The sequence below is a fragment of the Type-E symbiont of Plautia stali genome (assembly GCF_059731115.1).
This window is the reverse complement of record NZ_AP035907.1, coordinates 295,404-321,093: the sequence shown is the minus strand read 5'-3', so window position 1 is coordinate 321,093 and position 25,690 is coordinate 295,404. Positions and strand designations below refer to the sequence as shown.

General features: G+C 54.6%; 23 protein-coding genes. 13 read left to right on the top strand and 10 right to left on the bottom strand.

Features of this window, described 5'->3' with window-relative positions; all coding sequences use genetic code 11:
• Positions 1 to 51 precede the first annotated feature (51 nt).
• On the bottom strand, positions 52 to 564 hold the full coding sequence (locus AC6I8L_RS21405; RefSeq protein ID WP_058961767.1) for an SRPBCC family protein: 513 nt from the start codon (positions 562 to 564) through the stop codon (positions 52 to 54).
• A 156-nt stretch (positions 565 to 720) separates the two neighbouring features.
• Between AC6I8L_RS21405 and AC6I8L_RS21400 the strand changes: the two genes are divergently transcribed.
• Complete coding sequence (locus AC6I8L_RS21400; RefSeq protein ID WP_058961730.1) at positions 721 to 1,620, top strand: LysR family transcriptional regulator; 900 nt, start codon at positions 721 to 723, stop codon at positions 1,618 to 1,620.
• Here AC6I8L_RS21400 and AC6I8L_RS21395 read toward each other — a convergent pair.
• On the bottom strand, positions 1,617 to 2,393 hold the full coding sequence (locus AC6I8L_RS21395; RefSeq protein ID WP_058961731.1) for an ABC transporter ATP-binding protein: 777 nt from the start codon (positions 2,391 to 2,393) through the stop codon (positions 1,617 to 1,619). The two genes, AC6I8L_RS21400 and AC6I8L_RS21395, sit on opposite strands and share 4 nt — an antisense overlap.
• A 208-nt stretch (positions 2,394 to 2,601) precedes the next feature.
• Between AC6I8L_RS21395 and AC6I8L_RS21390 the strand changes: the two genes are divergently transcribed.
• The 3 genes from AC6I8L_RS21390 (at position 2,602) to AC6I8L_RS21380 (ending at position 5,848) form a co-directional block, all read left to right on the top strand.
• Positions 2,602 to 3,675: an ABC transporter substrate-binding protein gene (locus AC6I8L_RS21390; protein ID WP_058961732.1), complete on the top strand. Its 1,074-nt coding sequence runs from the start codon at positions 2,602 to 2,604 to the stop codon at positions 3,673 to 3,675.
• A gap of 10 nt (positions 3,676 to 3,685) precedes the next feature.
• The gene (locus AC6I8L_RS21385) at positions 3,686 to 4,693 is read left to right on the top strand and encodes an ABC transporter permease (protein WP_058961733.1); all 1,008 of its coding nucleotides are present in this window, start codon (positions 3,686 to 3,688) and stop codon (positions 4,691 to 4,693) included.
• A 105-nt stretch (positions 4,694 to 4,798) separates the two neighbouring features.
• Entirely contained in the window at positions 4,799 to 5,848 is a 1,050-nt protein-coding gene (locus AC6I8L_RS21380) for a PLP-dependent cysteine synthase family protein (protein WP_058961734.1), read from the top strand.
• Between the two features lie 119 nt (positions 5,849 to 5,967).
• On the opposite strand, the gene AC6I8L_RS21375 is transcribed toward AC6I8L_RS21380, so the two are convergent.
• Positions 5,968 to 7,026, bottom strand: a complete 1,059-nt coding sequence (locus AC6I8L_RS21375; RefSeq protein ID WP_058961735.1) for an ABC transporter substrate-binding protein — start codon at positions 7,024 to 7,026, stop codon at positions 5,968 to 5,970.
• Between the two features lie 211 nt (positions 7,027 to 7,237).
• Between AC6I8L_RS21375 and AC6I8L_RS21370 the strand changes: the two genes are divergently transcribed.
• Together AC6I8L_RS21370 and AC6I8L_RS21365 are read left to right on the top strand one after the other, a co-directional pair.
• Positions 7,238 to 8,386, top strand: a complete 1,149-nt coding sequence (locus AC6I8L_RS21370; protein ID WP_058961736.1) for an acyl-CoA dehydrogenase family protein — start codon at positions 7,238 to 7,240, stop codon at positions 8,384 to 8,386.
• A gap of 188 nt (positions 8,387 to 8,574) precedes the next feature.
• A complete protein-coding gene (locus tag AC6I8L_RS21365) occupies positions 8,575 to 9,537 on the top strand; it encodes a nickel/cobalt transporter (protein WP_058961737.1) in 963 nt (320 codons plus the stop codon).
• 123 nt (positions 9,538 to 9,660) lie between these two features.
• Here AC6I8L_RS21365 and fhuE read toward each other — a convergent pair whose 3' ends face one another.
• Positions 9,661 to 11,856 (bottom strand): ferric-rhodotorulic acid/ferric-coprogen receptor FhuE, encoded by a 2,196-nt coding sequence (gene fhuE / locus AC6I8L_RS21360; RefSeq protein WP_082678145.1) that lies wholly within the window; start codon positions 11,854 to 11,856, stop codon positions 9,661 to 9,663.
• Positions 11,857 to 12,218: 362 nt separating this feature from the next.
• Complete coding sequence (locus AC6I8L_RS21355; RefSeq protein ID WP_058961738.1) at positions 12,219 to 13,100, bottom strand: LysR family transcriptional regulator; 882 nt, start codon at positions 13,098 to 13,100, stop codon at positions 12,219 to 12,221.
• A 136-nt stretch (positions 13,101 to 13,236) separates the two neighbouring features.
• On the opposite strand from AC6I8L_RS21355, the gene AC6I8L_RS21350 reads away from it, so the two are divergent.
• The 3 genes from AC6I8L_RS21350 (at position 13,237) to AC6I8L_RS21340 (ending at position 16,615) form a co-directional block, all read left to right on the top strand.
• On the top strand, positions 13,237 to 14,367 hold the full coding sequence (locus AC6I8L_RS21350) for an L-dopachrome tautomerase-related protein (protein ID WP_058961739.1): 1,131 nt from the start codon (positions 13,237 to 13,239) through the stop codon (positions 14,365 to 14,367).
• 240 nt (positions 14,368 to 14,607) lie between these two features.
• Positions 14,608 to 15,996 (top strand): CitMHS family transporter, encoded by a 1,389-nt coding sequence (locus tag AC6I8L_RS21345; RefSeq protein ID WP_479400390.1) that lies wholly within the window; start codon positions 14,608 to 14,610, stop codon positions 15,994 to 15,996.
• Positions 15,997 to 16,213: 217 nt separating this feature from the next.
• Positions 16,214 to 16,615 (top strand): H-NS family histone-like protein, encoded by a 402-nt coding sequence (locus tag AC6I8L_RS21340; protein WP_058961741.1) that lies wholly within the window; start codon positions 16,214 to 16,216, stop codon positions 16,613 to 16,615.
• 52 nt (positions 16,616 to 16,667) lie between these two features.
• On the opposite strand, the gene AC6I8L_RS21335 is transcribed toward AC6I8L_RS21340, so the two are convergent.
• The 3 genes from AC6I8L_RS21335 to AC6I8L_RS21325 are packed head-to-tail and all read right to left on the bottom strand — an operon-like array spanning position 16,668 to position 20,286.
• Positions 16,668 to 17,867, bottom strand: coding sequence for an aminotransferase class I/II-fold pyridoxal phosphate-dependent enzyme (locus tag AC6I8L_RS21335; protein WP_058961742.1), 1,200 nt, complete (start codon positions 17,865 to 17,867; stop codon positions 16,668 to 16,670).
• 18 nt (positions 17,868 to 17,885) lie between these two features.
• The gene (locus AC6I8L_RS21330) at positions 17,886 to 19,184 is read right to left on the bottom strand and encodes an LLM class flavin-dependent oxidoreductase (protein ID WP_058961743.1); all 1,299 of its coding nucleotides are present in this window, start codon (positions 19,182 to 19,184) and stop codon (positions 17,886 to 17,888) included.
• A gap of 31 nt (positions 19,185 to 19,215) precedes the next feature.
• Positions 19,216 to 20,286: an iron-containing alcohol dehydrogenase family protein gene (locus AC6I8L_RS21325; RefSeq protein WP_058961744.1), complete on the bottom strand. Its 1,071-nt coding sequence runs from the start codon at positions 20,284 to 20,286 to the stop codon at positions 19,216 to 19,218.
• A gap of 329 nt (positions 20,287 to 20,615) precedes the next feature.
• On the opposite strand from AC6I8L_RS21325, the gene AC6I8L_RS21320 reads away from it, so the two are divergent.
• From AC6I8L_RS21320 to AC6I8L_RS21305, 4 genes are all read left to right on the top strand, one after another.
• Complete coding sequence (locus AC6I8L_RS21320) at positions 20,616 to 21,161, top strand: GNAT family N-acetyltransferase (RefSeq protein ID WP_058961745.1); 546 nt, start codon at positions 20,616 to 20,618, stop codon at positions 21,159 to 21,161.
• Positions 21,158 to 22,306: an amidohydrolase gene (locus tag AC6I8L_RS21315; protein WP_058961746.1), complete on the top strand. Its 1,149-nt coding sequence runs from the start codon at positions 21,158 to 21,160 to the stop codon at positions 22,304 to 22,306. Before AC6I8L_RS21320 ends, AC6I8L_RS21315 begins: the two co-directional genes overlap by 4 nt.
• Positions 22,303 to 23,619: an MmgE/PrpD family protein gene (locus AC6I8L_RS21310; RefSeq protein ID WP_058961747.1), complete on the top strand. Its 1,317-nt coding sequence runs from the start codon at positions 22,303 to 22,305 to the stop codon at positions 23,617 to 23,619. The genes AC6I8L_RS21315 and AC6I8L_RS21310 overlap by 4 nt, the downstream gene beginning before the upstream one ends.
• 171 nt (positions 23,620 to 23,790) lie before the next feature.
• Entirely contained in the window at positions 23,791 to 24,486 is a 696-nt protein-coding gene (locus AC6I8L_RS21305) for a helix-turn-helix transcriptional regulator (RefSeq protein WP_058961748.1), read from the top strand.
• A gap of 5 nt (positions 24,487 to 24,491) precedes the next feature.
• On the opposite strand, the gene AC6I8L_RS21300 is transcribed toward AC6I8L_RS21305, so the two are convergent.
• Entirely contained in the window at positions 24,492 to 25,136 is a 645-nt protein-coding gene (locus AC6I8L_RS21300) for an anti-sigma factor (RefSeq protein WP_058961749.1), read from the bottom strand.
• Positions 25,133 to 25,687, bottom strand: a complete 555-nt coding sequence (locus AC6I8L_RS21295) for an RNA polymerase sigma factor (RefSeq protein WP_058961769.1) — start codon at positions 25,685 to 25,687, stop codon at positions 25,133 to 25,135. The genes AC6I8L_RS21300 and AC6I8L_RS21295 overlap by 4 nt, the downstream gene beginning before the upstream one ends.
• Between the last annotated feature and the right edge of the window lie 3 nt (positions 25,688 to 25,690).

Sequence of the window (25,690 nt, the reverse complement as noted above, 5' to 3'; positions counted from 1 at the left end):
TGGTGAAGGCGGCCTTTCGGCCGCTTTATGGAGGTTTTGACCCTGCATTAATTATTTGCGCGCTTTCGCAGCCGCGACCAGTCCATCCAGCCAATCCTGATGGCCATTGATCATCGGATTAGGTTTAGCGCTAGCCAGCACAACCGCCGGTTTGCCGTTTTGCGTTTCCTGGGTCAGGATGCGTACGCGATTGTCAGAGAGATCTTCAATCAGCCAGGCATGCAGAACATCTAAACGGTCCTCGCTACCCACTTCACCCGCCCAGCCATGCCAGGAAACACGGGCTGCTTCACCGGCTATGGGTGCCACGTACTCGGTGACCTGCGCTTCCACCGGGAAGCCAAAGGTTTCGAAATAGAAGCGGACGCCCTGCTCCAGTTCGGGACCTTTGTTGTCATAGAAGCGCGCATTCGCCGAGTTCTGATAATAGGTCGGCCAGAGTGACGGGGTATTCAGCAGCGGCCAGATATCCTGGGTGCTCAAACCTGCAACGATCACTTCGTTGGAACAGTAGTTATCGCTAAAGCCCGGTACAAATCCCTCTGGCCAGTTAATCGCGTTCATTTTCATTTCATTCGCCTCACCGTGGATAAATCGTGGGTGAAGTATCTGACTCCCTATGAAATAAGACCAATCGCCATTATTTATTTTTAATATACATTTTCGTGATATCTGGTGGCAGCGTATGATGAGGCATTGTCACACTATCGCCGGAAGATGATGAAAACCGATATCCGCAACCTCGACCTCAATTTGCTTAAAGCGCTGGATGCCTTACTGGATGAACGCAGCGTCACCCGCGCGGCTGAGCGTTTAGCCCTGACGCAACCCGCAGTCAGCGGCATGTTAACGCGTCTGAGGGAGTGTTTTGATGATCCGCTGTTCACGCGGGTGCAGCGCGGCGTTGTCCCGACGATGCGGGCACTGGAGTTGGCTCAGCCCGTGAAGGCCATCCTGGCGGAAGTGTCAGAACTGTTGCAGCCCAAAGCCTTTGACGCTGCGACCGCCGAAATGACCATCAAAATCGCGGCCACCGATTATGCCCTGCGTGCGGTCATTGTGCCTTTTATGGCCGCATTACGAGTGCAGGCACCGGGTATCCGCGTGGCGGTATTGCCCGTTAACAACGAGCAGTTATCTGCGCAGTTTGAACGAGGTGACATCGATATCGCGTTGATCACGCCAGACAGTGCCCCACCCGATCTGCACGCCCGCTCGCTGTACGATGAAGAGTATGTGTGTCTCATGCGCGAGGACCACCCGCTGTCTGCGCAGAAAGATTTAACGATCGACAGTTTCTGCGCACAGGACCACGCCCTTGTTTCCTACGTGGGAGGCAACTTCAAGGGCGTGACGGATGAGGCGTTAGCCGCGGTTGGACGTTCGCGACGTGTGACACTTTCGGTGTGCAGTTTTTTAGTTTTACCTGAGATCTTACGCGTCAGTGATTTGATCAGCGTGGTGCCGCGTCGCTTAACGCACGACTTACCCGGTTTGAAGGTTTTGCCTCCTCCGTTAGCGATCCAGGGTTTTAACAAAATCGTGGTCTGGCATGAACGCACGCACCGCGATGCCGGACATCGCTGGTTGCGTGAATTACTGTTCTCTACGGCGATTTAAGCGGCCGCCTGCTCATTCCCCAGCAGATTCAATATATGGCTGCGCAGCGCCACCAGCTGCGGATCATCACGCCGGCGCGGCCAGGGCAGATCCACCTCAATCACATCCACCACTTTCGCCGGTCTTGGGCTGAACACCACCACACGATTCGCCATCACCAGCGCCTCTTCAACGTCATGCGTTACCATTAGCGTGGTGAACTGCTGCTCCTGCCAGAGGTCAACAATCTCCTGCTGCATGCGCAACCGCGTCAACGAGTCGAGCTTGCCTAGTGGTTCATCGAGGATCAGTAAACGCGGTACATTCACCAACGCTCTGGCTAACGCAGCACGTTGAGCCATACCGCCAGACAGCTGATGCGGCCAGGCGCGAGCGAACTGCTTGAGCCCGACACGATCTAGCATCGCGTTGATGCGTTTATCGCGTATTGCGCGGCTCTCACCGCGAATCTGCAATCCCAGACCGACGTTGTCATACACCGTGCGCCATGGATAGAGAGTGGGGTCCTGAAACACCACCACGCGTGAGGGATCAGGGGCTGTAATGGTTTTACCTTCTTCCGCCAGCAAACCGCTGGCTGGAGGTTCCAGCCCGGCGAGCAAACGTAATAAAGTGGATTTCCCGCAACCGGAAGGCCCTAGCAGAGCGACAAATTCACCGGCCTTCACCTGTAAATTGATATTCTCCAGTACCGGTAAGTCACTGCCTTCAAGCGTGAAATGGTGATTCACTTTTTCAATAGCAATATTCACGCCTGCAGAGGTCATGGCCATATTTCGCTCCTGCTAAATAATAGTGTGCCGACAGTCATCAGCAAATAACCATAAGCGTCTCTCTCTCCTGATTGAAATAGCCTTTTCGGCAAACCTATCCGTCATCTTTCATAAAGAAAAACTGCATGACCTCATGCGGGATTGTTATTTGGTGGCGGGAAATCGCTAAGCGATAGTGCCCGTGATCTTTAATGACAAGGAAAGCAGAATGGCAATGCAAAAATACTTTCTGAGCCGGCGCGCATTATTGCGCGGCCTGGGTTTATTCAGCGCCGGTGTAGCGGTGAATCCATTGTTGAGCAGCAATGTGTTCGCCGACGACAAACCGCTTAAAACCATCAAACTGGCGTGGGGACAAACGGCGGTGTGTCAGGCGCCGATTTCCGTTGCCCTGAAACAGGGCTTCTTCAAAAAATATGGCCTTAACGTTGAACCGGTTAACTTCAGCGGCCCGACCGATGCCCTGCTGCAGGCGATCGCGACCGGGCAGGCCGATGGTGGTATTGGTATGGCGCTGCGCTGGCTAAAACCGCTGGAGCAAGGCTTTGACGTCGACCTGACCGTCGGCACGCACGGCGGCTGTATGCGTTTACTGACCCCGCAAAACAGCGGCATCCGCGATGTAAAAGATTTGGTAGGTAAATCTGTCGCGGTCAGCGATCAGGCCAGCCCGATTCGTAATTTCTTCGCGGTGCAGCTGGCGAAACAGGGCATCGATCCTGATAAACAAGTCAACTGGCTGCAGTATCCGCCCGATCTGTTTGGCGAGGCGCTGCGCAAAGGCGAAGTACAGGCACTGGCCACCGATGATCCACAGGGTTGGCTGCTGAAGAAACAGCACAACCTGCTGGAAGTCGACAACAACCTCAAAGGCGAATACGCCAGCATGACCTGCTGCGTGCTGGGTCTGCGCGGTTCACTGGTGCTTGACGATCCTGCCACCGCGCGGGCCATTACCCAGGCAATTGTGGATGCACAGCAGTGGACCGCCGATCATCCCGCCGAAACCGCCAAAATCTTCCAGCCTTTTGTGCCAGGTTCGGTGCCGGTGGAGGACATCACCGCGATGCTCAAAGAGCACACTCACCACCACCACTCCACCGGCGCCCAGCTGCGCAGTGAAGTCGCGACCTATGTTGAGGAGTTGAAGAAGATCAACGTGATTCGCCCGGATACCGATGCGCAGCAGTTTGCCGAACACTATGTGCCGCAACTGCTGCCCGCCGAATCCGCCCATCAGCACGCCAATAACATGGCGCATATGAGCAACATGTCGAGTTAAGGAGAGAGTCATGGCCAGTGAAACCCTCACGATTGCCCAACACCGTGCAGCACCGCGCCGCCTGCAACCCGCCGTCTGGGGCGCGCTGTTGCTGTGGTGGGCGTTAGTGGCGCTGATGGTGGCGGTACCGGATAAGCCACAGGGTTTTGCTGCCCCGCGCTTTGTCGATCAAACCCATGAACTGTTTGCCGGGATTGCGTTGTTACTCACCGTGTTGGCAATAGCCTCTGGCGTGTTTCCGCGTCTGGCGCTGCTGGCTCCGTTGAAACGTAGCGGGCCGTGGTTGATTGTGCTGGCGCTGCTGATTGGCGTGTGGGAAACCGTGACCGTTAAACTGGCGCTGTTGCCCGCGCCCTTCTTTGCACCGCCGCGCGCACTGGTCGAAGCCTACGCCACTGACTGGCCACGTCTGCTGGACAGCGTGCTCAATTCGCTGCGTTTGCTGGCCTTTGGTTTTCTCTACGGCAGCGTGGTGGGCTTTGTGACCGGCGTGGCGATAGGCTGGTCGCGAGGACTCGGTTATTGGGTACATCCGATTTTACGCTTCCTGGGTCCCGTGCCATCCACGGCGTTGCTGCCGCTGTCACTTTACTTCTTCCCCTCCAGTTTCTCCGCTGCGGTGTTTCTCATCGCCCTGGCCACCTGGTTCCCGGTGACCGTGCTGACCTGGTCCGGCGTTTCCAGCGTCGATACCCGTTACTACGATGTGGCGCGCACGCTGGGCGCCAATTCGATGTTCCTGGTGCTGCGCGTGGCGGTACCCGCCGCATTGCCGCACCTGTTTGTCGGCCTATTTATGGGGCTGGGCGCATCGTTCTCGGTGCTGGTTGCCGCAGAGATGATGGGAGTGAAATCGGGCCTGGGTTGGTATCTCCAGTGGGCACAGGGCTGGGCGGCCTACGCCAATATGTATGCGGCGCTGATCGTGATGGCGCTGCTGTTCTCTTCCCTGATCTCCCTGTTATTCCTGGTGCGTGACCGTTTGCTTTCGTGGCAGCGCTGCGCGGTGAAATGGTAACGGCATGGTGATGCGCCTGAAGGCGCACCTTTTAGAAACGTTGCCACATCTCAAGGGGCGTCAATCATGGCGCCCAGGCAGGCTACTCCACCACAGAGGTGAACTATGGTTGCAAAAATTTCCTCGTCAATCACCGAACTGATTGGTAATACGCCGCTGCTGCGGCTCTCACGTTATGCTCAGCAACAAGAGATTAAGGCCGAAGTGATCGCCAAACTGGAGCTGTTTAATCCTAATCACAGCGTCAAGGATCGCATCGCACTCAGCATGATCGAAGCCGCTGAGCGCAACGGCACCATTCAGCCTGGTGACACGCTGGTTGAAACCACCAGCGGCAATACCGGGATTGGATTGGCGGCGATTGCCGCCGCTAAGGGCTACAAATTCCGCGTCTATATCAATGACTTTGTTAGCATCGAACGCACGCAACTGATTCAGGCTTACGGTGCTGAAGTGGTGCCGTTCAGCACCATTGAGGGCTTCCGAGAGTTTTATGAAGCCAGCAATGGCGATTTTGTCGCCGCCACCAAATGGCTGGCTGAAAAGGTCACCGCCGCGGAGCCGGAAGTCCATTTTTTGTTACAGCTGGAGAATCCCGCCAACCCGGCCGTGCACGTTCAGACTACCGGGCCAGAGATCTGGCGCGACAGCGGCGGCAAGCTGGATATCTTTATTGCGGCAGTGGGAACCGGCGGCACACTGTCGGGAACCGGACGCTATCTCAAACAGCAGTACCCAAGCCTGCAGGTGATCGCGGTGGAGCCTGGCGTGGGTTCACAACCCAGCGAATTGCGTCCGGAACCGCTGGAGATCACCGGGGTGCACGCCTTTAGCAATCAGCCGCCCGAACGCATCCCGGCGAATCTGGACCACCGCGTGTATGACGAAGTGATCGCCGTAGAAACCTGGCAAGCGTATGCGTCGGCACGTCAACTGGCGCTCAGCGAAGGCGTGTTGGTGGGTGACTCTTCCGGGGCCGTATTGTGGGCGGCAGAACAGGTGGCGGCGCGGCCGGAGAATCACGGCAAGCGTATCGTGGTTTTGTTGGCAGATGGCGGCAGCAGCTACCTGTCGACGCAGTTATTTGCGCATCAGGTGCCTGCTGAGACCTTCAAGCTAGCAAATGCGATTCAGACATCACAAAAGATTGCCTGATTCGCCGGGTTTTCTTTATCACGATGTCATTTATGGCGCATTCCTGAGCAACAACGCTGCTCGATGAATGCGCGATAAATCACTCCGCCACATCAAATTGCGCGTTATAAGATCGCCCCTCACACCAGCACATTGCTGGTGATACCCTTAGCGAACAGCAGCGGATCGGTTTCTGGCCGCAGCACGTTAATAGCCTTCAAATCTCGCGCATAAACATCGATCTCTTTGACGAAGGCATTGCCCACCGAATAGTGCCCATGGGTATGGGTTTTCAGTACGCTGGCGATCTCCTGCGGCGTGGTATTCAGCGCCTGACCGTTGAACTCGCTACCGATCGCTTCGGGATGCTGCGCAGCATAGGCGTGCGCTTGCAGGATGGCATGGGTAATCGCGGCAGCCACCTCTGGCTGTTCGCGAATCAAACTGCCACGCGTGCCCACCACACAGCAACTCAGGTTGGCGTACTCATCCATCAAATTAGTACCGACTTCGCGATAGCCCGGCTTCTGCGCCAGGCGCCACATAATCGGATCTGAACCGCTGGCGGCCTGAATTTCCCCTTTCTCCAACACCATTGGCAGCAAATCTTGGGGGAATACACGCCAGTTCACGTCGGTATTGGGATCGACGCCGTGCTTTTTCAGCATCAGTGAAAAGAAGTTCTTATCTGCGCCCGCCATATCGGTAACGCCGATGGTTTTGCCTTTTAGCTGCTCCAGCGTGGCGGGACCGTCACTGCGCGCTAATAAGCGCATGCAGCCACCGTGCGTGCCTGCGGTGAGTTTCACATCGAAGCCTTGCTCCAGCGCTTTTAACCAGCGCAGTGCCATGCCGATGGCGGCTTCCGCTTTCCCCGTGGCAATCGACTCCAGCAATAATTCGGTGGAATTGCCAAAGTTGACGAATTCCACTTGAAGGTTGTGAGCTTTGAAGAAATTATGTTGATCGGCCACCACAACCGGTGCCAGGCAAATGGCATTAAGGTTCACCGCGAGGCGAATGTGCGTGGGTTTCGCCAGTGCCCACTTACCCGCACCACCCTGCAACAGGTCGCCGGACATCGGCATATTGTGCATCTGATCTTCGGCGAAACTGCGCCCTGGTAAAGTAGACGCCATCATCGCTGCGGCGGAATACCCAAGAAAGCGACGACGCGAAAGTAAATAATTTTCTGGCATGATTTTACTCCCCAAAATATATACAGGTGAAAGAGTGAGCGTTGTAATAATTCATTTCAGGAGCAGGCAGATTAATCGTTAATTAACAGCGCAACCAGTTGTGTAATTATGCCGATTACGCATGTGTTAAGCGGTTTTATTGCTTTTACAGCCTTGCCATATCAGGAAACAATCGACCCTATGTTATTCATCGATAAGCAAGGTTTTCTTAATGGCAAATAACACGCCTTTTCTCGCTGAATTATTGCCAGCCCTCACCGAACGATTGGCTGAACATGCTGAAGAAGTTGATCGAAGCGGTGAATTTCCGCGCGCGGCTTTTGCTCATCTGCAACAACTTGGATTGTTGTATTTCGCTTTGCCCGTCTCCGCAGGCGGCGGTGGTGGCGATTTACGCGATTGTCAGGCGATCATTCAGGCAGTCGCGCGCGGCGAACCCTCCGCAGCACTGATTCTGATCATGCAGTATCTCAATACGCGGAGGCTGAGTGAGGAATCTGATTGGCCCGTAAGTGTGCGCGCGACGGTGGCGAGCAGCGTGGCAACCGAGGGCGCGTTAATCAATGCGCTGCGCGTCGAGCCGGAACTGGGTACGCCTGCGCGTGGCGGTTTGCCCGCAACCCGAGCGCGAAGAACCGCCGAGGGCTGGCGCATCAGTGGCGAGAAGATTTACTCCACCGGCAGCTATGGGCTGAGCTGGTTTCTCGTCTGGGCCAGCAGTGATGATGTCGATCCGCTGGTCGGCGGTTATTTGGTGCCCGCCAATGCGCCTGGCATCCGAATCGTCGATGAATGGGATCATCTGGGAATGCGCGGCACCTGTAGCCATCGCGTGGTGTTAGATGAGGTGTTGATTCCGCTCAATCACGCAGTCAGCGTTGCACCCTGGAGCACGCCGAAACCCGGGCTAAATGAAGAAGAGTCTGTGTGGTTAGCCGTCCTACTCGGCTCGCTATATGACGCCATTGCCCAAAGCGCACGCGACTGGTTTATCGGCTTTTTACAACAGCGCGCTCCTGCCAACCTCGGTGCACCGCTGGCATCCTTGCCACGTTTTCAGGAGTTAGTCGGACAGATTGATACACTGCTGTTCACTAATCACACGCTGCTTAACAGTGCCGCACGCGGTCAGGTTGCCAGCGGCCATACAGCACAGATCAAACAGGTGGTGACAGAAAATGCCATCCGTGCCGTTGAGCTGATGGTGGAAAGCATTGGTAATCATGCGTTAACGCGCCACCATCCGTTACAACGTCACTATCGTAATGTGTTGTGTGGTCGCATTCACACTCCGCAGAGTGACGCCATTTTCACTTCCGTGGGCAAAACCGCCCTGGCTGCTGCGAGGAATACTTCATAGCGTTACGTTTGCGCAGGTGACATGGGCACTGATGCTTTTGAGCAAGGTTGCTGCTTCCAGCATCGCCAACCTGTGTTTTCACGTTTAATGGCTATTGCAGCGCCCAGATTACTTCCGCCTTACACCCTATAAAATCGCACTAAAATCCTGCATGCTGTCCGTTTTAAGGGCCGCGATATCTGATAGCTATGACTGCCACTAAAACTGGATTTACTCTTGTAGCGCTGGCAATTTTTGCCGCGCTCGCCTTGCTGTTTTCCCACTGGACGGCGTTTCTCGCCTGGTCACTGCAAACGCAGATCCAACTCCACCGCCTGCTGGTGACGCATCTGCTGCAAATCAATAGCGGGCAATACAGCGCGGGGTTGTGGTTGATTGGCGTGACCTTCATTTATGGCATCCTGCACGCGGTTGGCCCCGGCCATGGCAAATTTATCGTCACCACCTGGCTCACCACTCATCAACCGCCGCGCGGTGTCGCGCTTAGCGTGCCGTTTCTTGGCAGCCTGGTGCAGGGCCTCAGCGCCATCGCCTTTATGTTTATCCTGGCCGTTGGCTTTAACCTGACGACTGGCGATCTCAGCACCAGTCGCTGGTATCTGGAAAAAGCCAGCGCGCTGTTTATCGCCGCGCTCGGCGTGATGATGATGGTGCAAGCCTGGCGAGGCCGCAATAAGCATCTGTACCAACATCAGCATCAGCATCAAGACGAACATGAGCATGAACATGAACATGAACATGAACAGCATCATAACGGCTGCGGCCATCATCACGGCATTACTGCGGATTCAGTGGATAACTGGAAAGCGTGGATCGGCATTATTATTGCCACGGGCGTGCGGCCTTGCAGCGGCTCACTCACGGTGCTGCTGTTTGCCAGCGTGATTGGCATCACCCGTTGGGGCATGTTTGCGGTGATGACCATGGCACTCGGCACCGGTATGGCACTGGTCGCGCTGGCTCTTTTCGTACGTCATTTTCGTCATCGCGCGGGAGAGTTATGGTTGGCTGAGTCATCGCCACGCACGCAGCAAATACTGGGGATAGTACGTATTGCCGGAGGCGCGTTGCTGATCTTATGTGCGCTGGTACTGTTTTTAACCGTGGTGCCGATCAGTACGAACGGGGATTATATTGCGGCGGGATGTTAATAATTTTTCAAGTCTGATGCGAATAACGCCGGGCCGGCATCCTTGCCGTCCCTGCCAGTGACTCACGAACATCAGCGTGAACCCCGGCAGAGCACGCATTGCTGCGCGCCCGGTTGGTTGAAATCAGAAACGGTAAGACGCAGTCACCGAGAAGCTACGAGGTTCGCCATAAACGATGCCGCCACTACCGACGTTTTCGTCATACTCTTTGTCGAACAGGTTGTTCAGATTTCCCTGCACGCTCAGGTTTTTCGTCACGTCGTAACGTGCGAAAAGATCAACCAACGCATAGCTGCCCTGACGTGCGCGCCAGGTGCCATTGCCGTCCGGTGCGCCAACGTCTTTGTACGTCTTCGACTGCCAGTTCACACCGCCGCCCAGCGTCAGCTGATCCAGCATCGGCAGACGATAGCTGGTGAACAGGTTGAACGAGGTGCGTGGCAGCTGTGAGTTGTAGTTCTCACCATCACGGTCTTCAGCCACATAGGTGGTGCCACCGAAGGTCATCTGCCAGTTATCCGTCAGCGCACCGTTCACTTCGAACTCGACGCCACGGCTGACTACGCCACTCTTACCAACGTAGATGGCATTACCGGTATCCGGGTTGGTCGCCCCAGTTGCTTCCGCAACGTTGTCCAGTTCTGAACGGAATACTGAAATTGAAGTGGTCAGACGGCTGTTCAACCAATCAGACTTAACACCAGCTTCATAGTTCTTACCAATGACAGGTGAAAGGTAACCACCCGAAGCATCCTGATAATCTTGTGGCTGGAATACTGAGGTATAGCTCGCGTAAGCTGACCAGTTATCATAGAAGTCCCAAATCACACCGCCGTAAGGAGTGGTGTTGTTCTTCTCCATCTCTGAACTCAGCGTCTCACGATTCCAGTTGGTATAACGCGCACCTAAAATAACATGCAGCGGATCGGCCAGTGAAATGCGAGTGGCGACATAAGCGGATTTCTGACGCACCAATTGCGTGTCTGATGCCGGCTCACGAGGGTTCCAGTCGGTTTCCGGGAAGTTGCCATTGAAGTTATTGAAATTGCCCAGCTCGGCCGGCGAAATATTTGCCCACGCGCTGTAGTATTTATTATCCTGACGGCTGTAATTCACACCCACCATCAGTTCATGTTGGCGACCTAACAATTCATACGGGCCGCTGGCGAACGCATCGACGGCATCGACTTTACGTTTACCGGTGTTGTATCCAGTGCCACCTACGACTGGGTAATTAGCATATGGCGAGGTGCCGATACCGGTGTTCTTATCGAAGTAACCATCGATGTAGAGTTGCTTACTGTCGAGAAGCATCTCGTTATGAGTACCGTTAAGGGTGATATTCCAGCTGTTATCGAAGTTCTGCTGCAGGTTAACAAAGACCTTTTTATTTTCTTTGTTATTGTAAGCCCACTCCGGTGAGGTGTTATACCCGCGACGCAGATGCGTTTGTGAACCGTCGGTATACCAACGCGGCGAACCACTCCACATTGGGGAGTCAGTGTCGACTTGAGTAAATTCATAGCCCACAGACAGCTTGGTTTTATCGGTCAGGTCAGCATCCACCACACCGTAGATGAATTTCTTCTCGAAGCCATAACGCTCGATAAAGCTGTTTTTATCTTCGTAACCCGCCACTACGCGGCCACGCACGTTGCCTTCGGGCGACAGCGGCGCAGAGAGATCGGCGACATAGCGCTGTTTGTCCCAGCTACCGTAGCTCGCTTCCAGATTCCCGGTGAACTCTTTGCTGTCAGCGTGTTTACGTACCATGTTGATGGAAGCTGACGGGTTACCTGGGCCGGTCAACAGGCCGGTGGCACCGCGCACCACTTCAACGCGCTCGTATAACGCCATATCGGTTTGCGCATCGCCAAGGTTCCAGCGAGAAGCGAAAGCGGTAGGGATGCCATCAACCATGTAATTGTCGATGATAAAACCGCGTGAATAATAATTCGTACGATCCATATCGCTGCTGACGCCTCGAATACCAGTGGTATTCGACAGTACGTCATTCAGGGATTGCAGCTGCTGGTCTTGCATACGCTGCTTGCTGACAATGCTGACCGATTGCGGAATATCACGCGCGGTCAATGCCATTTTGGTACCGGCACGGGTGACCGGGACGCTGTAATCTTTTGCTGCCTGCTCTTGCATATCGCTGCTGGCGCTGGCATCCACGGTCAGGGTTTGTTCTGTTTTGGTGCTATCTGCGGCCTGGGCAATACCTGACGCCACCATCATTGCCAGCACAGAGATACGCAATGCTCGCTGCGGCGCACGGCCAGATTCCCTGACGCGCTTTTCTTTGAAAGACATAATATTCCTCAATCAACTTATCGTTATTTTGTGTTGGCGGCATAGCTGCTGACGTCTGTTAGATCCAGCCATAAATAACGTGCTGAAAAGGAATATCAGGATGAGGTATTTCCCGACCGTGCCGTCCTGGCACAAACAGAACGACCGTAAAGATGCCGTTAAGAAAGCAAATGAGAAATATACGCATTAAGATTACTATTGCAAGAGATTGTTACCGGTTATCCGGCAATTTTACATTTGGATATTTCCTTATTCTTCAATGATTAATAATACAGGTGGGTTATTTTCGGACATTATCACGCAGATTATTGGAGCAAACCTGTGATAAATCACAGGTTCTCGTCGTGATGGTATTCAACGGATCACCAGGGCCAGCGTTTTTCCGCCAAATCCACCAGAAGACGTGACGCGGGGGAAAGTTCACTGAGTGAGCGGAATTGCCAGCCGAAGGTACGCGGCATCATTACCAACGGCAGTGGAATTTCAATCAACTCGCCGCCCTCACCTTTTAATAATCGGCGGGAAATAAAACTCAATAACTGGGTTTGCGCCAGCACGGCACGCAGGGGTGACAGCGTATTGCTTTCCATTTGTGCACGCGGCGCCGCATAGCCACCGCTGCGTAGGCGTTGTTCCAGCCACTGACGCGTCGCGACATTATCCGAGGGCAATAACCAGTTGTATTCATCAAGCTGTTCAGGCGTCGGATGTATATTGGCCAGTGGATGATGGCGGCTGGCGGCAATCACCACCGGATCCTCAATCAGCGGGCGGGTAATAAATTCGCTGTTCCCCTGCGGTAGAAAACCCAGAATCAAATCAACCTTGTTCTCACGCAGCAGTTTTTGCAGCAGATCATTCATCCCGACCGTCACTTCGAGTCTGGCGGTGGGGGCTTTGTGCAACAGGTCTTTACTCAGCACTGGCAGCATAAATTCCGCTGCCGTGGCCGCCACGCCCAACCGGATTACGCCCGCCGTTCCCGCACCCAGCGCCTGTAAATCCTGTCGGGTGACCTGCATCATGTGCACGACTTTTTGAGCACGTTCACAAAGTAGTAGTCCCGCTTCGGTGAGTTGCATCCCACGCCCCACCTTGAGAATTAACCGCGTGGCGTAAAACTTCTCCAGACGTTGCAGACATTTGGTTAAGGCGGGCTGAGTGATACCAAGGGATTGCGCCGCCTTACCCAGATGTCCTGTTTCCTTCACCGCCAGCAGATAATGCAGATCTTTCAGTTCCATTCATTCCCACCAGGAATCAATTGATAAAATTCAGAGAATATAATTTATCACTCTACGCTGCCAGGATGGAATGACATTAACAACAGAGCAACACGCCGTTCGCGTCACCTTGTGGCGCTTAACAAGGGAGTAAAGGATGAAACATTCACTGAAAGCACTGGTTACGATGATCGCTTTGGCCAGCAGCGCACAGGTTTTGGCACAAGACACGCTGCCCGTGACGTTACCGACGCAACAGGACAGTCGTCTGGAGCAGGTCGCCACCTCGCCACGCGTGTGGAATGGCATTACCGTGAGTCATGACAACCGCCTGTTCGCCTCGTTAACGCAATCGGAAGGTGCGGGTTTGCAGCTGGCGGAAGTGATCAATAATCAGCTGAAAGCCTTTCCCGATGACAGCTGGAATCAGTGGAACGCTAACGATCCGGAGCATCATTTTTACCACGTGAATGCGCTGCGTATCGGACCGGATGGCGATCTATGGGTGATGGATTCGGGCAACAAAGGGATTGGTACCGGCGATCAGGCCGTGGCTGGTGGCGCCAAGCTGGTCCACATCAATCTGGCCACTGGCAAAGTGGTGAACAGCTATGTGTTTAAGGCACCAACGCTGCAACCCACAAGCTATCTGGATGATGTGCGTTTTAATGGCGATTTCGCCTATATCACCGATCCCGGCGCGGTGGGATTAGTGGTGCTGAACCTGAAAAGCGGCAAAAGCTGGCGGGTGCTTGATAACCATCCTCTTTCCATTGATCACCAGCCAATTTACGCGGATGGCAAGAAGTTGATTCTGCGCGATGGCCGCGAAAAACGCGTCGGCCTCGATCAGCTGGAAGTTTCGCCGGATGGCAAATGGCTCTATTACCAGGCGATTCCGGGTCCTCTGGCTCGCATTGAAACCCGTTATCTGAACGACAGCGCCCTTTCAGCGGCGGAAGTGGCGAAGCATGCGGAGAAAGTGCGCGAAACCTGGAGCACCGGCGGAACAGCCATTGATGCCGAAGGCAATATTTATGCGTCGGATATCAATACCCGCAGCATTAAACGCATCGCGCCTGATGGCAAAGTGACCACCGTGGTGCAGGATCCCCGCCTGGTATGGATTGACGCAATGTGGGTATCCGACGGCGCACTGTGGATGCCGTCCGGACAGATCAATCGCACGCCCGCGACCACCGGCGGCAAACCGTCAACCGTGGAATATCCGGTGAAGCTGTACCGTCTGCCGTTACCGATTAAGCCTTCGCCGCGGGATCATCAATAAGCCATAACGTGCCCATTAAAGCTATTTAGCGCGGTAGTCACGCCGCGCTTATTCAACGTCCTCTCTATTGATAAACAGGAGGGAATAACACCAGGATAAATCATCACCGTACGCTATTTTAAATTTATTAAAACTAAGAGGTTCCGCACAACTTTCGCGTAAACCTAACCTTGTGCATGCCGAAAAAAAAACTGGATAATATTGCCAGATTGACGAGGTTGCAGAAGGTTAATTTGAACAATAAATAATCATTCGCTGTTTTTTATTTATTCCGAATACGTTGCGTTTGCTACCCACAAACGTGCTCTATCCCTCTGGACAGGAACTTTCGTCATGCTGCTGATCATCAGTCTGCTTATGATAATCTGCTTTATTGGCTTATTAATGAGCAAAAAGCTTTCCGCTCTGACCGCATTAATCCTCATTCCCACGCTATTCGCATTGTTATCTGGCCATGGCGCGGATATGGGCGCCATGGTGATTAAAGGATTGCGTACCGTTGCGCCCACTGGCGTCATGTTGATATTCGCGATGCTCTATTTTATGAGCGTAACGGATGCCGGGATGTTTGATCCGATTATTAAAAGAATCGTTTCTGCAGTCGATGGCGATCCGGTGAAGATATTTGTCGGCACCGCACTGCTTGGCTTTATTGTTGCCCTGGATGGTGATGGCGCGACCGTATATATGATCGTGCTTTCCGCGTTTATGCCGATATATGAACGCATTGGATTATCAAAGCTCAGCGTTGCCGCTCTGCTATTACAGTGCACCGGGCTGGGCAATATGTTTCCGTGGGGTGGACCCACGGCGCGTGCGGCCGCCGCCGTTCAGGCTGACGTCTCTGCTCTGTTTGTCCCGCTGCTGATTCCGCTGCTGGCCTGCGTGGCATGGACTTTTATCCTGGCGGTGATGCTCGGCAGAAGTGAACGCAAACGTCTGGGTTTCCAGCCGCATGTCCCGGTGGAACCTGCCGTGCTGCAGTTTGAAGAGAAACGCTGCGTGGCCTGGCGTTTCTGGTTTAACTGGGCGCTGACCATTGCATTGATGACCTTCCTGGTTCTGGATGTGATGCCCATGGCGTACCTGTTTATGCTGGCCACCGCCATCATGTTCGTTGTCAATTATCCGCAACTGAGCCAACAGCAGGAGCAGATCGGCCGCCATGCGCCCGCCATCCTTGCCGTAGCCGGATTGATTTTCGCTGCGGCGGTGTTTACCGGCATTTTTGCTGAAACCGGTATGGCGAACGCCCTGGCACAGGCGATTGTGCAGACTATTCCCGCTGCACTCGGCCCTTATCTGGCGGTGATTACTGCCTTGATCAGTATTCCCGTCACCTGGATGGTATCGAACGATGTGTTCTATTTCGGCATGCTGCCGGTGCTGGTGCAGGCTGCGGGACATTATGGTATCGAACCGATTGAAATGGCTCGCGCCGCCCTGGTCGGTCAACCGGTTCATATTCTCAGCCCACTGGTCGCCTCGACCTATTTATTGGTCGGCATGCTGAAACTGGATTATGCACAGACACAACGGTTCACGCTGCGTTGGTCGTTTATCAACTCAATTGTATTATTAGTGGTCGCACTGATCACCGGTTGCTTCCCGTTTTATCGCAGTCTATAGAATATATTTATCCCCTTGTAGCCGCTATTTTCCGCGGCTACACCTCGACTGGCTTGAGTGAAATATCTGCTTTATGTCTTATTGTTCGATATTGACACCACTCTGCTGAAAGCTTATTTTCCGGACAATTCTGCATTATGGGTAATATTTTCATTTGATTAAAATTGACGTAGAATGCGCCCTTTCATCTTCGTTATAAAAGTAATAAGGGTTATTCATGAGCGATGCACTCAAAGCATTGAACAATCTTCGTACACTGCGCGCCCATGCGCGTGATGTTGAGATTGCGGTATTAGACGAAATGCTGGAAAAGTTCGCCGTGGTGGTTGCAGAACGCCGTGAAGAAGCGGAAGCGAATAATGCCGCTCAGCGCGAAAAAGAAGAAAAACTGGCGCTGTATAAAGAGATGCTGCTGAATGATGGCATCGATATTAGTGAATTAACGAAATTAAACCAGAGCGAAACCAAACCGAAAGCGAAACGCGCTCCACGTCCGGCGAAATATAAGTTCACCGACGAAAACGGTCAGGAAAAATTCTGGACTGGCCAGGGTCGTACGCCTTCACCGATCAAATCCGTATTAGATGCGGGCGGTTCGATTGATGAGTTTCTGATTTAAACGATCCGCATGGATATTGTAGGGTCGCCAATCCTGGCGACCGATTAAATCCCTATTTCAACGCTGCACAGGCTGCCGCAATGCGTTTTGCGGCTTCGCGCACGCTTTCAATATCCGTGGCAATCGACAAACGGAAATACGGTGACAAGCCATACGCACTGCCGGCAACGCCGGATACGCCGCTCTCCAGCAGATAATTCAGCACATCCTGTTCGCTTTCCAGCGTACGTCCATCAGCACGCGATTTGCCCAACAGGCCAGCACAGCGACAGAAGATAAAGAACGCCCCTTCGGGATTCAGCACCTCAATGCCTTCAACCGGGCTTAGCTGCGCCATAATCGCATCGCGACGCGCCTGATAGGCCGCACGTTGCGGTGGCAGGAAATCCAGGCCGCCGTTCAGCGCCGCTACCGCTGCCGCCTGACTGATGGCGCAGGCACCAGAACTGTTCTGCGACTGCACTACCACCATGGCATCAATCAGCGCTTGCGGACCGGCACCAAAGCCGATGCGCCAGCCGGTCATGGCATAGGTTTTCGACACGCCCCCCACCAGCAGAATGCGCTCGGCTAAATCTGGCGCTACCTGCAACAGGCTGACGTGTTCACGTCCATCAAACAGAACGTGTTCATACAGTTCATCCAGCATGATCCATACGTTGGGATGGTCACGTAGCACCGCCGCCAGTGCAGTTAATTCTGCTGCGTTATACACCGCACCGGATGGATTGCCGGGATTATTCAGCACCAGCCAGCGGGTTTTGTCGGTGATCGCTTGCGCCAGCTGCTGCGGCTGCAGCTTGTACTCTTGCTCCAGCGGGCACTCCAGCAGCACCGCGTCGCCGCCGTTAAAACGCACGCTATCCGGGAACGTCGGCCAGTATGGCACCGGCACAATCACCTCATCGCCGTCATTCAAGGTGGCGGCGAAGGCGTTGAAGATGATCTGCTTCGCCCCGTTGGCGATACAAATCTGCCCCAACGCATAATCCAGCTGATTTTCACGTGCCAGTTTGGCCTGCACCGCTTTACGCAGCGGCGTGGTGCCATTGGTCGGCGTATAGCGCGTCTCACCATTATTCATGGCTTCAACGGCAGCATCACGGATGTGCTGTGGCGTATCAAAATCCGGCTCACCGGTGGTGAGATCCAGAATATCTACGCCCTGCTCTTTCAGCTGGCGCGTCAACTGGCGCGCCGCGGCATTGGCAGAGAGCGACACAGACTGCACACGCTTTGATAAGGTGACCATGTTCAGCTCCTAAAGGGTTTACAGCGCAGGCAGACCGAGGTTCTCGCGCAACGTAGCGAATTCGTAATCATCGCGGAACAGACCACGGCGACGCAGTTCCGGGATCACCAGCTCAACGAACAGATCCAGTTGCTCTGACATGATGGCAGGCATGATATTGAAACCATCGGCTCCGCCCTCTTTCAGCCACAGCTCAAAGTCATCGGCGATGTCTTCTGCGGTGCCGACAATCACGCGATGGCCACGCGAACCGGCTGCCACGGCGGCCAGCTCACGCAAGGTCAGGTTTTCGCGCTTCGCCATATCCGTCATCAGCTTGACGCGGCTCTGATTACCTTCGCCGAGCGGCACTTCAGGAACCGGACCATCCAGCGGATACTGGCTCAGATCCATGCTGAAACGCAGCGATAGCTGACGCAGACCGTTTTCGATATCCACCAGCGTGTTCAGCTCTTTCCACAGCGCTTTGGCTTCTTCACGGGTACGTCCGACAATCGGCATTACGCCCGGCATGATCACTACATGCTCTGGATTACGCCCGGCAGCAATCACCTGATCTTTCTGCGAGCGGTAGAAGGTTTGCGCTTCTTCCAGGCTGGCGGCAGCGGTGAAGATCACTTCTGCAGTTTCGGCCGCCAGTTTTTGACCATCTGCTGATGAACCCGCTTCGATGATCACCGGACGTCCCTGCGGAGAACGCGTGATGTTCAGCGGACCCTGTACCTGGAAGTGCTCGCCGTCATGATCAATCGACTTAATTTTGTCATTAACAAAGTATTCACCGGTCTCTTTGTTTGGCTGCACGGCCCCCGCTTCCCAACCTTCCCACAGCTTGTTGGTCACTTCGAGGAACTCCCGCGCACGCGCATAGCGCTCGGCGTGGTTTGGCATATCGCTGCGGCTAAAGTTACGTGCCACGTCGGTGGAGAATGACGTCACCACGTTCCACGCTGCGCGACCACGGCTGATGTGATCCAGCGACGAGAAGCTGCGCGCCATGGTGAATGGATCGCTAAAAGTGGTGGATGCCGTCGCTGCCAGGCCAATACGTTTGGTATTCACCGCCAGCGCCGACAGCATGGTCAGCGGCTCAAGGCGTGCCATGGTCGAAGGCAAACGGTACATGCTGGTGGCTAACGCATCGCCAACAAAGAACAGGTCAAATTTACCGGCTTCGGCTTTCTTCGCGATGGTGATTAACCAGTCAATGTCAGTGGGATCGCCGAGCTTTTCCGTGAGACGCCAGCCGCTGACGTGTTGCCCGACCGGTTGTACAAAGAGTCCTAAGCGGATGCGTTGTGTTTGTGCAGTAGCCATGAAGTTGTCCTGGTCGATAAAAGAGTAAAAGTTAGAAACGGTTTTCGGTTGCCAGCAGCGCCTGCTCTAACGCATCCGCATGGATACGGAACGGCAGACGTTCAGCGCTGGCCGCCGGGAATTTAATCTGTTCTGCAATAGTGCGAATTGCCACCGCGCGGTCGCCAGTCAGCGGCGCCAGCGTCAATGGCATCGCGTACTGACGCAGCAGTGCCAGCAGTTCTGCATCAGGCACACCATGGTTTTCAATCAGCGATTGCACCAGCAGGCTATAGCCAACCTTCTCGCCGTGCAGCCAATGATGCAGCTCGGGCTGGTGAGTGAGACGGTTATGAATCGCATGAGCAAAGCCGGGGGTGGGAAGTTGATCGCGCACGCTGTTGGCCAGGCCTGCCAGTACGATGTTGGCATCAATCACCTTCAACAGCTCCGGCGTGACTTGCTGTTTTTCATTGGCGCTGACGGCGGCTTCACCCAGTTGGCGATAAACATCCAGCGCTCGTTGCGCCGTCATCACTTTGAGATCGAGCGCCAGATCGTGAGGGTTACTGCGCAGGTAAGGGGCAAATTCGTAGTACTTCGCGAGCGCATCGACAATACCCGCTTTGAGATAGCGCACATCGCTGCAGGCGATCACTTCACTGTCCACCAGCACCAGCTCCGGCATTTTCCCCAGCGGCTGGCTGCGCACGTGGCCGCCCTGCTCGTTATAAATGATGGCAACCGGTGACCATGCAGCGCAGGTCGCCGCCAAAGTAGCGAAGTTAATCACCTTCAGATCCGGTAACTGGCTGCCCACCGCTTTGGCAGCATCCAGCACGCGGCCACCGCCCACGGCAAACAGCAGCTCTGCTTGCTGTTGCTCAACGTTGGTTTTGAGCGCTTCGATCACGGCATCGGTGCATTCACCGTGCAGATATTCCAACTCCCAGCGGATACCGTTGGCTTCTAAACTCTGGCTTAATTCCGGGTTAACCGCTTGCCAGGCATTGGGAGAAGTGAAAATGCGGATATGCGTGGCATAAGGTTTGATAAATTCACCAGCACGCTTACGCAGGCCAGCTTCATGTGCATAAGCACGCGGAGATTTGATCGCTAACACGTCGTCACCCTGATTAAGAATAAGGCTATAACGAGAAAAGTTATTTTATTTCATGGGGTTAATGCCAAATAGTTATAGCGCTATGTAATTTATGCATACTACGGTAAATCGCGATATAAGCAATGGAAAAGCCGCCATTTCATTTTCACAAATTCGCATTAGCTTAGTCATTTTTCACATATAGAAGCGCAAGGCATTACTGATATTCTGAGTTGCTTAGCACGCTGGGTATTTTGAATTAGCGCTCTAAATTGCGCTGTTTCAACCGCTATGCGCTGCTCAATCTGCATTCAGTTTACCGCTTCCATGCGGTTTTTCCGGGGATAGTTATGTCACTTGAATTTCGTCAGGTTAGAGAAGATGAGGTTGAAACCTATCAGGCGCTGATGCACGCCGCGTATGCGCCGACGCTGGCACTGGGCATCAAATTTGATGCCGCCACCGCAGATCGCGAAAAGACGCTGCGCCACCTGCAAAGTCACGGCGTTTATGCGCTTTACGCACAAGGCGTGATGGTTTCCTCGGTCACCGTGCGCTATCCATGGGGACCGCTGCCTGGGCCGTTAGGCCTGCCGCATATTGGCTGGTTCGGTGCCCATCCCGACTATCCCGGTAAACAGTATGGCCGCCAGGTGCAGGATCGGCTGGAACAGGAGATCCTGCTGGGTAAACTGCGGGCGCCAGCGGTATCACTGGGTACCGCCACCAGCCATCCCTGGCTGATCGAGATGTATAAAAAGCGCGGCTTCCAGCTGATGCACACCACCGATCTCGGCAAAGGCCACATCACCCAATATATGAAGAAAGTGCTGGATGACAGCGCGCATGATACGTGGATGACACGTCAGGCCGCACAACAAGGAAGCAAAGCATGAGTTTTGATGAGAGCGCATTGGGCCAGCATTTGATTGCCTTCCGCCATGAGTTACACCGTTTTCCTGAACTCTCTAATGAAGAGTTTGAAACCACCGCGCGTATTCGCCAGCAACTGGATCAGCACCAGATCCGCGTGTTGGATCTGCCGCTGAAAACCGGGTTGGTGGCGGAAGTTGGCCCCGAAAATGGGCCACTGATCGTGCTGCGTTCCGACATTGATGCACTGCCGATTGAAGAGCAGTCTGATGTGACGTTCCGTTCTGAGCGTCCGGGCGTGATGCACGCGTGCGGCCACGATTTCCACAGTTCCGCAGCCTTAGGCGCGGCGATTCTGCTGAAACAGCAGGAAGCGAGCTTAGCGGGCCGCGTGCGTATTTTGTTCCAGGCCGCCGAAGAGACCGGCCAGGGCGCGCCGGATGTGATTGCTACCGGTGCACTGCAGGATGCGATAACTATTTTCGGCATTCATAACGACCCTTCATTACCACCGGGCGTGATTGGCAGCAAAGCCGGCCCACTGACCGCCGCCGTCGACCGCTTTGATATCAAAATTATCGGCACCGGTAGCCACGCTGCGAAGCCGCATCAGGGCAACGATCCGATTGTGATCGCCGCGCAGATTGTTTCTGCCGCGCAAACGCTGATCAGCCGTAATGCCCCTTCCGGCGACAATGCGGTGGTCTCGATTACCCAGATTCACAGCGGCAGTACCTGGAACGTCATCCCGGACAGCGCGTGGCTGGAAGGCACGGTGCGTTCATTCTCACAGGAGACGCGCGAGCGACTGGAGCAACGCTTCCGCGAGATCGTGCAGGGAATTGGCGCGGCCTTTGCTGCCAACGTTGAGTTCAACTGGCATGCAGGTCCACCGTCGGTGGTGAATGATGCACACTGGGCCGATTTCGCGCTGCAACAGGCAGCGGCCAGCGGCTTTGAAGCGCGCGTCGTTGAAGCCAGCCCAATCGGTGAAGATTTTGCCTTCTATCAACAGCAGTTGCCAGGTGCGTTTATGATGATTGGCACCGGCGAACCTTACGCGCTGCATCATCCGGCGTTTCGCATCAATGATGATGTACTGCTGCCAACATCACGCTATCTGGCCAATCTGGCTGTGGCAGCACTGAACAGTGTGGCGCCGCAATGAGTATCACCGCTGCCCTCGCTGAGCTTATCGTCCATAGCCAACCCGATGCCGCTGCACGTGAAGCCGCGCGCGAAGGGGTAAAGGATTTTCTCGCTGTCAGCTGGCCGGTGCTGAAAGGCCAGGTGCCGGATAGCGGCTTGCCGGCACTACGAACCGTTTATGGCGACGGCGGCCTACGTTCTCAGGCGTTGCTGCTTGGTTATGCCGCTCACGCGCTGGATTACGATGATTTCCACGCTGATTTTCGCGGTCATCCCAGCGTGGTGATTTTGCCTGCGCTGTTTGCCTGGCTGCAGCAACAGGCGGCAGCGATTGATGATTTCCTTGATGCTTACGCCATCGGTGTGGAAATGGCCGGACGGCTTGGCTTAGCTGCCAGCCAGCAGCATTACGCTTTGGGTTATCACAACACCGCAACGCTGGGCACCATTGCCGCCGCCGCCGCGCTGGCTCGTCTATTAAAACTGGATGTCGGCGCAACGGCCAACATGCTCGGCATCGCCACCACTCAGGCCAGCGGGCTGCGTGCGCAATTCGGTTCCGCTGTCAAACCGCTCCACGCGGGTTTAGCGGCGGAACGTGCAGTTACGGCGGCACAGCTGACGCTGGCCGGTTTCGATGGCAAACAGGAGGGCGTGATTGAGGCTTTCCTTGCGGCCAGCAGCAACGGCGCAGCTCAACCTGAAAAATTGGTCGCGCATTGGGGCGTGCCATGGCGCGTCGTGACGCCGGGTCTGGAGTACAAACCCTTCCCGACCTGCGCCGGAACGCATAGCGCAGCGGAAGCCGCGCGCATTCTGCGTGATGGCTGGTTAGCCAGCGGCAATTCGCTGGAAGCGCTGCTGGATAACATCACCGATATCAGCGTAGCTTTCCCGCCAGGTGGCGATATTGCCGCTTCCGTCACATCGCCCACCAATGGGATTGAAGCGCGTTTCAGTCTGGAATACGTGATTGCCGCAATGCTGATCTATAACGATCTGCGGCTGGAAGATTTTGCGGAAGGCGATCTTAATCATGCTGTGATGCCACTGGCAGCCAAAGTAAGACGAGTGCCTGACGACACCGCTCCGCCAGATGCCATTAATCCCGCACTGCGTTTTCATCTGGTCACTCTTAACTTGCGCGATGGCACTCGGCTGCAACAGCGACGCACCCGTCAGCAATCGCTGGCCGATGGCGTGGACGTTGAAGGTAAATTGCGTCTGGCACTGCGTCAGGAATCGGGCGAGCGATGGCAACAGGTGCAGCAAAGCAGCGCATTGCAGACAACCGCTGATCTGGCGATGCTGCAGCAGTTATTACGCGTTTAATATCACGTTCGTTGCAGCGCTTTTAGTTCACCACATTACAGACGAAGTTGCGTCTATCGGGATGGCGAGTGCCGTATTAAACTACAGGTCGCCGCACTTGCGCTGGAGTCAACGCTGGTGCGTGCGGCTGGACCGCTCCTGACTGCCAGACTCTTAGCTTAGGCACACACCATGACCAAAACCCAGCGACTGATGGAGCTTGTGCAATTGTTACGTTGTCACCACTATCCGGTGACTGCGCAGCATCTTGCGGAGCAACTCAGCATTAGCGTGCGCACCGTCTATCGCGACATCATCTGCCTGCAGCAGCAAGGCGTGGAAATCGAGGGCAGCGCCGGACTGGGGTATTTGCTGAAATCCGACGGTCATTTACCGCCCTTGATGTTTTCCCGTCATGAGATTGATGCGCTGGCGTTGGGCCTTGACTGGGTCAGCCGCCACACTGATGCTGAATTGAAATCCGCCGCACAACACGCGCTGGCAAAAATCTATGCCGTAATGCCAGCGCATTTATCGCAAGGCATCGATCATCAATCACTGCTGATCGCTTCACGGGGAGAAGCCCTGTTTGAGCAGCATCTGCCGGAACTGCGTCAGGCAATCCATACCCGCAACAAAATCTCGCTGCGTTATAAAGATCTTAAAGACGTGTCATCCACTCGTGTCATCTGGCCCGTGGTGCTGGGGTATTTTGACCGCGTGCGTCTGCTGTGTGGCTGGTGCGAACTGCGCCAGGATTTTCGTAATTTCCGCGTCGACCGCATTGAAGAGATTGTGGTTGAGGATGAAAACTATCCCGGGACGCGCCATCAGTTGCTTAAGCGCTGGAAGGATTATCAGCAAGCACGCTATCCCGATGCCCGATAATGGCTTTACAGCATACCGCTGTAAAGCACCGGTCCGGTGGGTTGCCCCGTTGGCGAACCGCCCTGCGGTTCCAGGCTGATGGCAAGGGTTGCCCCTGCTTCCAGGGCGCGATTATCCATTTCAATTTGCGTTGCCGCATGGTCTGCCAGTAAACCCAGCGAGACCGGGGATTGCCCCGCAGGAATCAGCCAAAGTTGCAAACTCCTGGACGCATTAATGGCGACAGGTTTAATTGGCGATAATTGCAGATAACGGCGATCGCTGCTGCGGCTCACGACCCATTGCCCCTGATGCTGCGAATCCCCCAGAATCACCAACGGTGCGAATTCATCAGGACGATGGTTGTAATACGATACCAGGGTGAATGCCGCAAGACCCGCAGCAACCAGCCAGCCAACATAAGGATTGGCGCGTTTCACCGGGGTTTTAGCCGGAAGACTCAAGGCAATTTTTTTCCACACGCGTTCAGGCGGGACTTCAGGTCGCAAATGGGTGTCCATTCCTGCCAGCATTGTCTGCCAGCTTGCCACTTTCGCCGCCAGTTCCGGCTCTTGTTGCAGCCGCCTCTCGAAACGCAACCGTGCATTGCCGCGTAATGTTCCCAGGGCATATTCGGCGGCGAGCGCATCATCATGTTTATTGTTTTTCATAAGCCCACGCACTCCCGAAGATGCTCCATCGCACGACGGATCCAACTTTTTACTGACCCTACCGGTTGCTGCATCCAGGCAGCAATATCGCTGTGCGACATCCCCTGATAATAAGCCAGCGTCACACTCTGCCGCTGCTCACTGCTGAGATGCTGCAAGCAATGTTGTAATCGGGCGGTCTGTGAATCATCAAAGGGTTCATCTGGCCCTTCCACTTCGCCCTCTGAAACGTTATCGGTGTATTCTTCAGACAGGATTGCATCACGCGCCTGTCCACTGCGCAGCCAGTCAATACAGCGATTGCGCACGATATGCGTCATCCAGGTCATGGGGGCGCTAAGTGCGGCATCATAGCTGTCGGCTCGATTCCAAATAGTGAGGAAACAATCGTGCAGCACCTCTTCCGCCCAGGCTCGCTGGCGTAATGTGCGCAAAGCCAGGGCGAAAAGATGAGGCGAAGCGAGTCGATACAATTGTTCAAATGCCTGGCGATCGCCTTGCGCAATCGCCCGCATTAATTTCACCTGCTGTTCAGCCAAAACGTTATCCATGTT

Excerpts from the sequence above, each read along its gene's own strand:
- AC6I8L_RS21370 (WP_058961736.1), top strand. The coding sequence starts at position 7,238 with ATGGCAAATAACACGCCTTTTCTCGCTGAATTATTGCCAGCCCTCACC.
- AC6I8L_RS21375 (WP_058961735.1), bottom strand. The coding sequence starts at position 7,026 with ATGCCAGAAAATTATTTACTTTCGCGTCGTCGCTTTCTTGGGTATTCC.
- AC6I8L_RS21380 (WP_058961734.1), top strand. The coding sequence starts at position 4,799 with ATGGTTGCAAAAATTTCCTCGTCAATCACCGAACTGATTGGTAATACG.
- AC6I8L_RS21330 (WP_058961743.1), bottom strand. The coding sequence starts at position 19,184 with ATGGCTACTGCACAAACACAACGCATCCGCTTAGGACTCTTTGTACAA.
- AC6I8L_RS21300 (WP_058961749.1), bottom strand. The coding sequence starts at position 25,136 with ATGAAAAACAATAAACATGATGATGCGCTCGCCGCCGAATATGCCCTG.
- AC6I8L_RS21335 (WP_058961742.1), bottom strand. The coding sequence starts at position 17,867 with ATGGTCACCTTATCAAAGCGTGTGCAGTCTGTGTCGCTCTCTGCCAAT.
- AC6I8L_RS21305 (WP_058961748.1), top strand. The coding sequence starts at position 23,791 with ATGACCAAAACCCAGCGACTGATGGAGCTTGTGCAATTGTTACGTTGT.
- AC6I8L_RS21405 (WP_058961767.1), bottom strand. The coding sequence starts at position 564 with ATGAACGCGATTAACTGGCCAGAGGGATTTGTACCGGGCTTTAGCGAT.
- fhuE (WP_082678145.1), bottom strand. The coding sequence starts at position 11,856 with ATGTCTTTCAAAGAAAAGCGCGTCAGGGAATCTGGCCGTGCGCCGCAG.
- AC6I8L_RS21310 (WP_058961747.1), top strand. The coding sequence starts at position 22,303 with ATGAGTATCACCGCTGCCCTCGCTGAGCTTATCGTCCATAGCCAACCC.
- AC6I8L_RS21395 (WP_058961731.1), bottom strand. The coding sequence starts at position 2,393 with ATGGCCATGACCTCTGCAGGCGTGAATATTGCTATTGAAAAAGTGAAT.
- AC6I8L_RS21390 (WP_058961732.1), top strand. The coding sequence starts at position 2,602 with ATGGCAATGCAAAAATACTTTCTGAGCCGGCGCGCATTATTGCGCGGC.
- AC6I8L_RS21295 (WP_058961769.1), bottom strand. The coding sequence starts at position 25,687 with ATGGATAACGTTTTGGCTGAACAGCAGGTGAAATTAATGCGGGCGATT.
- AC6I8L_RS21340 (WP_058961741.1), top strand. The coding sequence starts at position 16,214 with ATGAGCGATGCACTCAAAGCATTGAACAATCTTCGTACACTGCGCGCC.
- AC6I8L_RS21400 (WP_058961730.1), top strand. The coding sequence starts at position 721 with ATGAAAACCGATATCCGCAACCTCGACCTCAATTTGCTTAAAGCGCTG.
- AC6I8L_RS21365 (WP_058961737.1), top strand. The coding sequence starts at position 8,575 with ATGACTGCCACTAAAACTGGATTTACTCTTGTAGCGCTGGCAATTTTT.
- AC6I8L_RS21385 (WP_058961733.1), top strand. The coding sequence starts at position 3,686 with ATGGCCAGTGAAACCCTCACGATTGCCCAACACCGTGCAGCACCGCGC.
- AC6I8L_RS21320 (WP_058961745.1), top strand. The coding sequence starts at position 20,616 with ATGTCACTTGAATTTCGTCAGGTTAGAGAAGATGAGGTTGAAACCTAT.
- AC6I8L_RS21355 (WP_058961738.1), bottom strand. The coding sequence starts at position 13,100 with ATGGAACTGAAAGATCTGCATTATCTGCTGGCGGTGAAGGAAACAGGA.
- AC6I8L_RS21350 (WP_058961739.1), top strand. The coding sequence starts at position 13,237 with ATGAAACATTCACTGAAAGCACTGGTTACGATGATCGCTTTGGCCAGC.
- AC6I8L_RS21315 (WP_058961746.1), top strand. The coding sequence starts at position 21,158 with ATGAGTTTTGATGAGAGCGCATTGGGCCAGCATTTGATTGCCTTCCGC.